This is a genomic window from Segatella cerevisiae (assembly GCF_024054555.1).
Classification (GTDB): domain Bacteria; phylum Bacteroidota; class Bacteroidia; order Bacteroidales; family Bacteroidaceae; genus Prevotella; species Prevotella cerevisiae.
The window spans coordinates 1-12,254 of the sequence record NZ_JAMXLY010000062.1 but is presented as its reverse complement, the minus strand read 5'-3'; the positions used below and the strand labels follow the sequence as shown (position 1 = coordinate 12,254).

The 12,254-nt window shown below is 41.3% G+C and carries 7 protein-coding genes; 6 read left to right on the top strand and 1 reads right to left on the bottom strand.

From position 1 onward, the window contains the following. The first annotated feature begins 271 nt into the window (after positions 1-271). A complete protein-coding gene (locus NG821_RS11650; protein WP_252761831.1) occupies positions 272-2,701 on the top strand; it encodes a DEAD/DEAH box helicase in 2,430 nt (809 codons plus the stop codon). A 234-nt stretch (positions 2,702-2,935) separates the two neighbouring features. On the opposite strand, the gene NG821_RS11645 is transcribed toward NG821_RS11650, so the two are convergent. Next, positions 2,936-3,280 carry an integrase core domain-containing protein gene (locus NG821_RS11645; protein WP_252761830.1) on the bottom strand — a complete coding sequence of 115 codons (345 nt, stop codon included), beginning with the start codon at positions 3,278-3,280 and terminating at the stop codon, positions 2,936-2,938. A 335-nt stretch (positions 3,281-3,615) separates the two neighbouring features. Between NG821_RS11645 and gnd the strand changes: the two genes are divergently transcribed. From gnd to NG821_RS11620, 5 genes are all read left to right on the top strand, one after another. Next, positions 3,616-5,085 carry a decarboxylating NADP(+)-dependent phosphogluconate dehydrogenase gene (gene gnd / locus NG821_RS11640; protein WP_252761829.1) on the top strand — a complete coding sequence of 490 codons (1,470 nt, stop codon included), beginning with the start codon at positions 3,616-3,618 and terminating at the stop codon, positions 5,083-5,085. Between the two features lie 16 nt (positions 5,086-5,101). Continuing rightward, on the top strand, positions 5,102-6,592 hold the full coding sequence (gene zwf / locus NG821_RS11635) for a glucose-6-phosphate dehydrogenase (protein WP_252761828.1): 1,491 nt from the start codon (positions 5,102-5,104) through the stop codon (positions 6,590-6,592). Beyond that, positions 6,573-7,346 (top strand): 6-phosphogluconolactonase, encoded by a 774-nt coding sequence (gene pgl, locus NG821_RS11630; RefSeq protein ID WP_252761827.1) that lies wholly within the window; start codon positions 6,573-6,575, stop codon positions 7,344-7,346. The genes zwf and pgl overlap by 20 nt, the downstream gene beginning before the upstream one ends. A gap of 536 nt (positions 7,347-7,882) precedes the next feature. Further along, complete coding sequence (locus tag NG821_RS11625) at positions 7,883-9,700, top strand: GmrSD restriction endonuclease domain-containing protein (RefSeq protein WP_252761826.1); 1,818 nt, start codon at positions 7,883-7,885, stop codon at positions 9,698-9,700. Between the two features lie 158 nt (positions 9,701-9,858). Continuing rightward, entirely contained in the window at positions 9,859-12,135 is a 2,277-nt protein-coding gene (locus NG821_RS11620) for a class I SAM-dependent DNA methyltransferase (RefSeq protein ID WP_252761825.1), read from the top strand. Positions 12,136-12,254 lie beyond the last annotated feature (119 nt).

The following is a 12,254-nucleotide window of genomic DNA, read 5'->3' as shown; positions in this document are numbered from 1 at the left end:
CATAGAAGTCAACCTTTATCAGGATTAGAAGATAAAATGTCAACCATATGTAGGATTAAGGAAAATAATGAACAACTTAATTCAGGCTTAAGGAGAAAAGTGGTCAACCAATATTAGGCTACCACATTGTCTTTGATGGTCATAGCGAAGAATGTTTGTATAACTTTGACTCTCAATACTTTGAATTCGAGATAATTTTCTCAGATCACCAATTCCCCAGGCAATTATATTTCGCCGAACCCACGTTTATTGATGTAATCATTTGATAAAGATGTCCAAAAGTACAACAACGAAGAACAAGTCGCGCCGGAAGAAGGCTGTGAAGAAAATTCCGTATCAGTTCAAGCCGGAAGGCCTGGACTTGAAAATGTGGCAAATCTTGCTGAGAAAACAAGCTGCCCGTGAGGAAAGGTTTATAGTGAAGAGTGTTGACGAGAAAAATTATCCCGGTGAATACCAAGTGGATAATCCTGCGAATGCTCAGCAATATAAGGTCGTTTATCGTGGAGCCAAGAGCCCTTGGAACTATTGTTCGTGCATGGATTTCAAAACGTCTCATCTAGGGACATGTAAACATCTGGAAGCTGTGAAATTATGGATAAGGAAGGGACATCATGTTCACCGGGAAATACCGGCATATACTTCCGTATACCTTGATTATACAGGTGCAAGGAAGGTGCGTATTCGGATCGGCAGTGACCATGACAAGGAATACAGAACTCTGGCAGCCGAATATTTCAACAAAGATCTTGTGTTGAACGCAGATGCTTACCGGCATTTCGACACTTTTCTGAAGAAAGCTTACGCGATTGAAGATACTTTCCGTTGCTACAAGGATGCCCTGCAGTTTGTCCTTGAGTACCGCGAGAAAGTGGAACGTACCCAATGGGTTGACTTGATGAAGGAATCTGATTTCTCCAGACTGGTCCGTACCCGTCTTTATCCTTATCAGGAGGAAGGGATTCGATTCGCCGCAAAGACGGGGAGGGCTATTATAGCCGATGAGATGGGGCTAGGGAAAACCATTCAAGCTATAGGGACCGCTGAACTGATGAGAAAAAGGGGGTTGTCGGATTCAACGCTGATACTTTGTCCTACTTCTCTGAAATATCAGTGGAAACGGGAGATTGAACGATTTACCGGTCAGGGAGTTCATGTCATAGAGGGTGATTATCTGAAGCGTCGGGACCAGTATCGGTTGCCTGTGCATTATAAAATTGTTTCTTACAATACAGCTTGTAATGATATCAAGTCTTTTGGGAAACTGGAAACTGATATGCTCATTATTGATGAAGTACAGCGGTTGAAAAACTGGAATACTCAGATTGCCAGGGCTGCCAGGAAGATCGTTTCGCGCTATTCGGTCATTTTGTCGGGGACTCCGTTGGAAAACCGTTTGGAAGAACTTTATTCAGTAGTTGAATTGGTGGACCAGTTTGGTCTTGGTCCTTATTATCTTTTCCGAGACCGCTATATTATCAGTGATGACAAGGGGGCAACTATAGGATATCGCCATCTAAATGAGATTAGGTCAAAATTGAAAGACATTCTGATTAGGAGGAAGAAAAGTGACGTTCATCTCCAGTTGCCGGAACGGCAGGATAAGAATCTCATGATGCCTATGACCAAGGAGCAGATGGCTGTGCATGATGATGCAAAGTCAGGAGTATCACAGTTGTTACATAAATGGGAAACGAAACACTTCTTGTCAGAAACAGACCGGAATAGACTCCTGCTCCTTTTGCAGCAGATGCGTATGGTGTGTGACAGTACCTATATACTGGATCAGAAAACACGGTATGACACAAAGGTTGATGAAGTGATGAACATCATCAGAAATGTCGTTGAAGGTAGTGATGAGAAGGTCGTTGTCTTTAGTCAGTGGGAGAGAATGACGCGCCTTATTGCCAAAGAGATGGAAGAAGGGGGAATCCATTATGAGTATCTTCATGGAGGGGTACCCTCGAAAGACCGTAAGGACCTGGTCAATCATTTTATGGATCTGGCGGATAGCCGGGTATTTCTTTCTACAGATGCTGGAAGTACCGGCTTGAATTTGCAGGTCGCATCCATTGTAATCAATGTGGATCTGCCTTGGAATCCCGCTGTTCTGGAACAGCGTATTGCTCGCATTTATCGTATCGGGCAGAAGAAAAACATACAAGTGATCAACTTGGTAGCAGCCGATACTTTTGAGGAATCTATGCTTGGTAAACTGCAATTCAAGTCTTCAATGTTTGAAGGTGCACTTGATGGCGGACAGGATACCATATTCTCTTCTGACGGTAAGTTTCAAACGATAATGAAGGACTTGTCTGATACGCTTCAGGATACGGAGGAAACTGCAGCAAATGAAGAGCAGCCCGTTGATACCACGGACAAAGAACCCGTAGCAGCTCCTCCTGCTGAAGAGAAAAAAGAACAACCAGTACAACCTGCATCCCAAGCCTCTTCTGTCTCCACCGAATCCAAATCGTCTTCTGATCAACTGGTTGAGCAGGGCGCTGCCTTTTTCTCCGGACTTGCAAAGACACTGAAGTCGGCTGAAAGTACAAAGGCGCTTGTTGACAGTATTATAGAAAAGGATCCTGATACAGGCCAAGTCAACCTTAAAATCCCTGTACCTGATAAGGAAACTGTAGTTGAGGTTCTGGGACTTATCGGCAAGCTTTTTGGTGCTAAACAAGGGAGCGGAAAATGATTTTACTTTCTTCTGACAGAGTTTGATATTTTTCATTTCTATTGGCGTACGTCTTCGCATCTGAAGATGCATGTTCATTCATTATGTTGAAACTTATCCATGCATCTTTTTGATGCACGACTGTACGTTCTGTTCACGTGCTTTATAAGGTTCTGTTCACGTACGTCTTGACACTGTCAGGACGTACGACATGAGCACCTAATGACGTACGTCCTTATGCCCTAATAAACCGCTTCAACAGATTGCCACAACTGTTTTGTCAACCAAAAACCCAAATAGGGAACGTACAGGGAACGAGGAGGGAACGGGAGGGAATGAGAAGGGAACGGATTGATTTTCGGCTTGTTCCTGATCTGTCTTTGAAATAATACTGTTGAGCCGGTGGTGATTATTGGGTATCTTGCCGGTAAGTGACGGTACATTACAACTCCTAGCAGAATGTTTGATATTTCCCTTTTGAATCGCTTGTCTGACCTCCTCAATATTTCTGAAAACAAGGCCTTTGAAGAGTTCATCCTTCAACGTTTCATTCAAGCGCTCTGCAATTATATTGTCTTTCGGGTCACCGCTTTCAGTCATATAGATATTCCATATTTCTTCAGTAGTTCTACATATTCATAACCGGCATATTGTACGCCTCTGTCTGAATGAAGGATCAGACCGACTAATCAACTCTGTTTATTTTAAATCTTATCCCGAACTGGGATATAGAGGTCTGTTAAGAATTTGATATAATGGCATAGCAGACGGGTTTAAGAGTTGAGAGATTCCTTTCGGCTTTTTTCTTTAAAAACGTGAAAAATAGCAGGAAGATGCTTGTGGTATGAAATATAAACTCTATCTTTGTATAGTATACTGGGACTTCTCTGTGTCTTTGATTTTAACTGTTTCCTGTAAATTTAAAAGTGAATATTATGGATAAAAAAGCAGATATTGGTTTGATAGGTCTTGCCGTGATGGGAGAAAACTTGGCCTTGAATATGGAAAATAAGGGTTTTACCGTAGCCGTATATAACCGTACCGTACCTGGAATAGAAGAGGGTGTCGTGGAAAGATTTGTGAACGGACGAGGAAAGGGTAAGCATTTTATTGGCTGTACGGAACTTCCAGATTTCGTATCCGTACTTCAGACTCCTCGAAAAATCATGATGATGGTACGTGCCGGTTCCGCTGTTGATCAACTTATGTCACAGCTCTTTCCGTTGCTTTCATCTGGAGATATTATTATAGATGGAGGAAATTCTAACTATGAAGACAGCAACCGTCGTATGGCTGAGGCGGAGAAACGTGGTTTCAGGTTTGTCGGCGCTGGTGTTAGCGGTGGTGAATTCGGGGCTCTTTATGGTGCTTCTATTATGCCTGGTGGATCCCTGTCTGCATGGGCTGAGGTAAAACCTATATTACAGCGGATTGCTGCTGTTGCTGAAGATGGGACTCCTTGTTGTGACTGGGTGGGACCTCAGGGCGCAGGACATTTTGTGAAGATGATCCATAACGGTATAGAGTATGGAGACATGCAGCTTATCAGTGAGGCCTATTTCCTGATGAAGCAGTTGAAAGGAATGGATAATGCCGCTATTGCCGATGTTTTTGAGCACTGGAACGAAGGTCGGCTGCACAGTTATCTGATGGAGATCTCATCAATGGTCCTGCGCCATAAAGACAAGGATGGTGATGACTTGATAGATAAGATTCTAGATACTGCCGGACAGAAGGGTACCGGAAAATGGGCAGTCATCAATGCCATGGAATTGGGGATGCCTCTTAGCCTGATTGCCTCGGCTGTGTTTGAGCGCAGCCTTTCTTCTGAAAAGGAACTGCGTGTGGAGGCTGCCAAACATCTGGCACCTCATCGTAGAATAACTGCGGTGGATGACCCTTCGCTTGTGGATGACATAGAGCAGGCTCTTTATGCTTCCAAACTGGTCTCATACGCACAGGGATTCGCTGTGCTTCAAAGGGCTTCTGAAACGTTCTCATGGAACCTGGATCTTGCGTCCATAGCTCGTATGTGGCGTGCAGGATGCATTATTCGTTCGTCTTTCTTGAATGATATTTCGGATGCTTATCAAGTTACTCGTAAACCGGCACATTTACTCTTTGCACCGAAATTTGCGAAGGAGATTACCCAGTCTCTTGAGGCTTGGAAAAATCTAGTGGCTAAAGCCTTGTGCGCTGAACTCCCAGTGCCGGCTTTCAGTTCTGCCCTCAATTATTATTTGTCTTTGACGACCTCTCGCTTACCCGCTAATATGATCCAGGCGCAACGTGACTTTTTCGGTGCACATACTTTCGAGAGAATTGATGCACCGCGCGGTAAATTTTTTCATGAGAACTGGACAGGAAAGGGTGGAAGTACCCATTCCGGTAGTTATAATGTGTAATTCTTATACTTTATTCATGAAACCTAAGTCATTTTCATTTGTTATATTCGGCGCTTCTGGAGATCTTACCAAACGTAAGCTTATCCCAGCACTATTCGATCTCTTTATCGAAAAAAGGTTGCCGGAGAAGTTTGAGATTATAGGTATCGGCCGTACAGGATATGATGGCTCTGAATATCGTAAATATCTTTATAGTCAACTGTCTGAGTATATTCAACCGGAGAAATGGGATGATGACTTGATCCACAGTTTCATTTCCCATATTGATTATCTGACTATGGATCCTGCCAAGGAGGATGGTTATCCGGTTCTCGGCAAGCGACTGGAGGAAAGCGGAAGCGAGAGTATAATCTACTATCTGGCTACTCCACCGTTGCTTTACGGTGTGGTTCCGAAGTATCTGAAAACTTATGGACTTAACGGGGAGCGCACACGTATTATTGTGGAGAAACCATTTGGTTACGATTTGGAAAGTGCCAGACAATTGAACGATATTTACCGGGATACTTTTGAGGAAAGTCAGGTATACCGTATCGATCATTTCCTGGGGAAAGAAACGGCACAGAACATCCTGGCTTTCCGCTTTGCAAACTCTATTTTCGAACCTGTTTGGAATCGCAATTATATTGACTATGTAGAGATTACTTCTGTAGAAAATCTGGGTATCGAGAATCGCGGTGGTTATTATGAAACGGCGGGTACGATGCGTGATATGGTGCAGAATCACCTTGTACAATTGCTTGCCTTGTGTGCCATGGAACCTCCTGTAAAATTTGATGCGGACAGTTTTCGCAATGAGGTGGTAAAAGTGTATGATTCTCTCGTACCTCTGACGGAAGACTATATCAAGGATAATGTGATCCGTGGTCAGTATATGGCGGCGGGGAACCATCTAGGATATCGGCAGGAAAAGCACGTGGCTCCCAATTCTCGTACAGAGACTTTCTTTGCCATGAAGGTAGAGATTGACAACTGGCGATGGAGTGGCGTACCGTTCTTCTTTAGGGTAGGAAAGCAAATGCCCACGAAGGTGACCGAAATTGTCGTACACTTTAAGAATGCACCTCACTTACTCTTTGGTCATGTGCCTGGAGTACGTCAACATGCCAACAGATTGGTGTTGCGAATCCAGCCTAACGAGGGTATCGTACTTCGATTTGATATGAAACTGCCTGGAACGGGATTTCATACTAAACAGGTGGATATGGACTTCGTTTATGATGAATTGGGGGATGTTAAAATGGGTGATGCCTATGCCCGTCTGATTGAGGACTGTTTGATGGGGGATCCTACACTTTTTACACGCGCTGATGCGGTAGAATCTTCGTGGAGGTACTTCGGCAAGATTCTGGAATATTGGCAAAAATATCCGAAAACACCACTTTATGGTTATCCTGTGGGGACATGGGGACCGTTGGAGAGTAATTCGCTCATAGAAAGCGTAAGAGGTAGTTGGACAAATCCTTGTAAAAATTTGATTCATACAGATGAATATTGTGAACTCTGATCTTCAGAAACTTCAGTGTCATGCCTATGCTTCCCCTATAGAGGCGTCACGTGCCCTGATTGCACGTATGAATACACAGGCCTTGAAAAAGACAAATGGCGAAACGTATTGTGTGGCTCTCAGCGGAGGGTCTACACCTGATGTCCTTTTTAGAGTATGGGCAGATCAATTTAGTAATAGCACACCTTGGAGCAAGTTCCAGTTCTTCTGGGTGGATGAGCGTTGTGTCCCTCCCTCTGATGAGGCTAGTAACTACGGACGTTTTAAACTCCTTCTTTCTGACTATGTGCCACAACTTGAAGAGGATGTCAATGTGTTTCGTATCATTGGTGAGGCTAGTCCGGAAAGAGAAGCTTTGCGTTATTCTAAACTGGTGGAAAGCCGCGTCCCGCAGATTAAAGTCAAAGATTTAAATATTCCTCAGTTTGATATGGTGCTCTTAGGCATAGGAAATGAAGGACATACTTCTTCGATATTTCCCGGCCAGGAGCATCTCCTTTCCGTCTCCTCCTCTTACCTGCCTTCAATACATCCGGTAACCGGTGTGCGCCGTGTGGCGATGACAGGTCATCCTATGATGAAGGCGAAGCAGACCGTCTTTTTGGTTATGGGTTCCGCCAAAGCTGAGATCTTGGACCGTATCATTAATCTTAAATTTGACTGTCCTGCCCGCCGGGTGATGTCACAGGCCTTTTCTCCGGAACTGATAGGGGATGAAAAGGCAATGGAGAGAATACGCATTTCTATATCTTAATTCAGGACCATACTCCTGAAAATAGGAATGCCCGTATTTTCTTTCTGTTCTTGATCACAACATAAAAGGACCCACTTATAAAAGATAAAGCAAAGTTGGTACGCAACAATGAAGATCGCTACAATGCACTAAGGTATGTCATCCTTTGTTTTGCTCCTTCATTTAAGATCGTTTGTCATTACTGTTACTTTGACCTGGTTTGATAGTGTTCATCGCTTGTGTTCTATAAAAATTCTTCTGGTATGCAGAGTATGTGTTACTGAAAATCAATACTCTATTCAACCTCTTGGATATAAACGATTTGGTCAATGGGTTCGGGTATTCCCTTCTTGTATTGACTAAATCTTTGGAGAAATCCTTGCATATATCGAAAAAATTCACGAACTTTGAATAGAAGTTGTACCACACATTGAACAGTTCTTAGATGTTTTTTCACTACCAAGTTACTGAATATCAATGCTATGTGCAACCTCTAAAATATAGATGTTCTGATGATTAATTCCACCAACGGGTATTATGTACAAGTAATTATAATTATGGCAATAAAGACTAATGACCTTGATTTAAGTGATCTTCTTGTAGATGTTGAAAAGGGAAAACTCCAACTTCCTGATTTCCAAAGGAATTGGGTTTGGGATGATTCGAAAATATGTAAGTTGATTGAGAGTGTTACTTCTGAATTCCCTATGGGGGCAGCTATGTTCCTGGATTATGGTGGTGACTCGATAAAGTTTAAATATAGGTTATTTACAGGAGTTGATGATTCTTATACTTCTCAAGAACCCTCATCACTGGTGTTAGATGGACAGCAGCGATTAACAACGCTTTTTCAGGTCTTCAAAAGCCGAAATGCTGTAGAAACATGCTTACCTCAAAAAATAGATACCAAGATCTATCGGTTCTATTATTTGGATATCAAAAAGTGCCTTGATCCTGATGCTGATAGGCTTGATGCTATAATCTCAATCTCTGAAAAGAAGTTGATTACATCAGAAATTGGTAGAAATGTCAAATTGGATTTGACAACCAGAGAACAGGAATACAAGGAATTGATGTATCCGCTGAATATAACATTTAATGTTACGGAAATAAGTCAATGGATGCTTGGTCTATTGGAATATTATAAGGATAATCATTCTGAAATGTTCCAGTTATTTACCAATTTCCAGAGCAAGATCCTTCAGCAAATTCAATCATATAAAATACCGGTGATCTCTTTGTCAAAAGATACTTCTCCTGAAGCCGTTTGTCAAATCTTCGAGAATGTTAATACGGGTGGCGTTGTGCTCACTGTTTTCGAATTGGTAACAGCTAAATTTGCTGCTTATGGAGCTAAATATAATCTAAGGGAAACTTGGGATGAAATAAAAAATAGTTTTGATAACAGAAAGGATGATTTGCTCTCGGAAGTTACCGGAACTAACTTTATTACAGCTATGACATTGCTTATTGCATATCTGAAGAGTCGTGCTACTGGTTCTACTGTAAGTTGCAAAAAACGTGATGTACTTCGACTTGACGTAAAGGATTTCTATAATTATAAAGATACCTTAGAACGGGGGTTTATTTCAGCTGCAAATTTCTTGGCTAAACAGGGGATATATACTTCTAGGGACTTGCCTTATAGCACACAATATATTCCTCTAGCTGCTATATTTGCTTATGATGCAATGAATAAAAATTTGTTGGCATTGCAACCTAACCTTGATAAGTTGGCAAGATGGTATTGGTGTGGTGTATTTGGGGAATTATATGGCGCATCTAATGAAACCCGTTATGCCTTGGATATTATAGGTGTCTTTGATTGGCTCGATAATGGGGATGAGCCGGATACTGTGTCTCGTTCTAATTTTGAAGCCACCCGTCTATTGACACTTCAAACTCGAAATAGTGCCGCATATAAAGGCGTCATGGCTCTGATTCTCCAGGATATGCCATTGGATTTTATGACTGGGAGCAATATGAATATGGCAACTTATTTGGATGAAAGTACAGATATTCATCATATTTTCCCGCAAGCATACTGCCTTTCTCAGAAGTTACCTTCTCGCAAATGGAATTCCATTATTAATAAAACGCCGATATATGCTTCGACAAATCGTTCCATTGGTGGTCGTTCACCAAAGGAGTATATACAGACAATGAGAAATAAGGGCTTATCAGAAGAAAAAGTGGACTCTGCCATTGAGTCGCATCATATAGATCCTCATCTTTTAAAAGAAAATTTATTTGATGAATTTATTATAGATAGGGCAAAACAATTATTGAATAGAATCGAAAAAGCTATTGGCAAGTCAACTTCAGGGCGTGATAGCGAAGAAACAATCAAAGAGTTCGGTTGTCCGCTTGTGTAGAGAGTAAATAGTTGAAAAAATATAAGGTCAAATCTGTAGTTGCCTGTTGACCCCATTTTTGATATTCATTTAATATGAAGGGACGATTATTCGCAATGATTAATAAGATTTTGTCAATAAATGATTAACTTTGAGGGTGGAAATAATTAAGTATAATTATGGCAAGGAAACAGAACTTGAGTTATCACGATATTGAAACCGCACTGAAAGTGTTCAAAAACCATTGTGTACAGGCATCGGAAGTGGGCTATGAAATTCTCAAGGCTTTTGGTAAAAGTGATGCGGATATTCGTCGCTATCGCCAAGGAAGAGGAATCTTGTCTACATATAAGGGACTTCTCATTAAAGGTTTATTCGGATTCAAGTCGGCTACAACCACAACTTTGACTTCTGCCTTGGAAGCGATGAAGGAGGATGCAAAGGTCATGAAAGCTGCTCCAAAAATTATTGCCGTCAGTGATGGAAAAACCATCTTGGCTTACGATATGCGGGAAAAGGAATCCTATGAGAATCCCCTGAATCGTCTTTATTGTGATTTCGCTTTTTTCTACCCACTTTCTGGTGTGGAAAAGTTCAAAGTAGTCGAAGAGAATCCGGCTGATGTTAAAGCAGCAGAAAAACTTGCCAAGCTGCATGATGCCCTTCGAGCCTATAATGATTTTAGTGATAGTAGCCAATTGCACGATTTGAATCTGTTCATTGCCCGACTTTTATTTTGCTTCTTTGCTGAAGATACAGGCATTTTTAAAGACAAACTTTTTACTGGTTCTATCGAGAGATATACTAAGAGTGATGGCAGCGATATGGCTGCATACTTGGATGCGGCATTCAATATTATGGATATCAGAATGCGTGATAAAGATACCATAAAGATAATCTCCCAGTTTCCCTATGTAAACGGTGGTCTGTTTGCCCAACATATTCAGATACCGAAGATGGGATATAAGGCGAGGAAAATCATCATTGAATGTGGAGAATTGGACTGGAAAGATATCAATCCTGATATTTTCGGTTCAATGATTCAGGCAGTGGTTGATCCGGAAATACGCGCCAATCAAGGCATGCACTATACTAGTGTTCCTAATATTATGAAGGTGATTAATCCATTATTCATGGATGAATTACAGTCTGAATATAGCACGTTGAAAGAAGAGTTCCTTGCGTATAAGCGCCAAAAAGAGATAGGGGAGATCAGTGATAAAAACTTTGCGGAAAAACGCCAGACCATTCTCAAGAGGAGTAACGCTTTACTACTGCGCATGAGCAAGATGAAATTCTTTGACCCGGCTTGTGGTAGTGGTAATTTCTTGGTTATTGCTTACAAGTCTTTGCGATACCTTGAAATGGACATCTTGAAACTTCAACAGGAGTGTGAGGGCGAGGGTTTTCTTTTAGCTGTTATGGGGACTCGTATTAGCCTGCAACAGTTTTATGGTATTGAGTTGTTGGATTTCCCTCACGAAGTGACCATGTTGTCTTTATGGTTGGCGCAGCATCAGATGGACAATAAATTTTTTGAGACTTTCGGCATTAATACCCAAGCTTTGCCATTACATAATATTACCCAAATCAAGTGTGGCAATGCTTGCAGATTGGATTGGGAGGAGATTTGCCCACATAAGAAAGATGAAGAGGTCTTTGTTTTCGGAAATCCACCGTATTTAGGAAGTAAACTTCAAAGTAGGGAGCAAAAGGAGGATATAAAAATAACATTTCAAGAATTGAAGAATTGCAAAATATTGGATTATATTAGTATCTGGTTTTATAAAGGATCAAATTATATAAAAGGTTGTAAGGCAAAGTTGGCATTTGTAAGTACCAATTCTATTTGTCAAGGAGAACAGGTCTCTGTTCTCTGGCCTCAAATATTGAATAACCATGAAGAGATTTTATTTGCTTATACATCATTTAAGTGGAGTAACAATGCAAAATACAATGCAGGGGTGACGGTCGTAGTAATTGGTCTTGGGGTAGTAAACAAATCCGATAAGTTCTTGTATTCGAAAGGACGTAAAACTAAAGTTTTACATATCAATCCTTATCTGTCAGCCGGTAATATGGTCATAGTTCGCAAAAAGATAGGACCACCTCAAGGTTTGCCTAAAGCTAGTTTTGGTTGCATGCCCTATGATAGGGGAAATTTACTGCTCAACAGACCGGAATATGATCGTTTTATTGAAACTTATCCTTTGGATGCACACTTTTTAAAAAGAATATATGGTTCAGAAGAATTTATCAATGATATTGAGCGATATTGTTTGTGGATCAATGATGACGATTTGGACGATGCGCTTAGGAATCCAGAAATAAAAAGAAGGATTAATCGGACAAGGCAGATGCGCCTTTCGTGTAGAGATGAAGGAGGACGGAAGTTAGCAGCTAAGCCTTATCAGTTTAGGGAACATCCATCACTTCTTAGTGAAAAAATTATATGATTATCCTCAACTGAGTGATTTTCTTCAATCATAGGTTCTGTGCTGAAACGCCGGTCTATAGGACACAGCTGCAACAACTAGCCTGTCAAAAAGTCTGTCGCCAAATGATCTTCGGTTGA

Bases quoted from the DNA above. Each gene is read 5' to 3' on its own strand.
- NG821_RS11650 (WP_252761831.1), top strand. From the start codon at position 272: ATGTCCAAAAGTACAACAACGAAGAACAAGTCGCGCCGGAAGAAGGCT.
- NG821_RS11645 (WP_252761830.1), bottom strand. From the start codon at position 3,280: ATGACTGAAAGCGGTGACCCGAAAGACAATATAATTGCAGAGCGCTTG.
- gnd (WP_252761829.1), top strand. From the start codon at position 3,616: ATGGATAAAAAAGCAGATATTGGTTTGATAGGTCTTGCCGTGATGGGA.
- zwf (WP_252761828.1), top strand. From the start codon at position 5,102: ATGAAACCTAAGTCATTTTCATTTGTTATATTCGGCGCTTCTGGAGAT.
- pgl (WP_252761827.1), top strand. From the start codon at position 6,573: ATGAATATTGTGAACTCTGATCTTCAGAAACTTCAGTGTCATGCCTAT.
- NG821_RS11625 (WP_252761826.1), top strand. From the start codon at position 7,883: ATGGCAATAAAGACTAATGACCTTGATTTAAGTGATCTTCTTGTAGAT.
- NG821_RS11620 (WP_252761825.1), top strand. From the start codon at position 9,859: ATGGCAAGGAAACAGAACTTGAGTTATCACGATATTGAAACCGCACTG.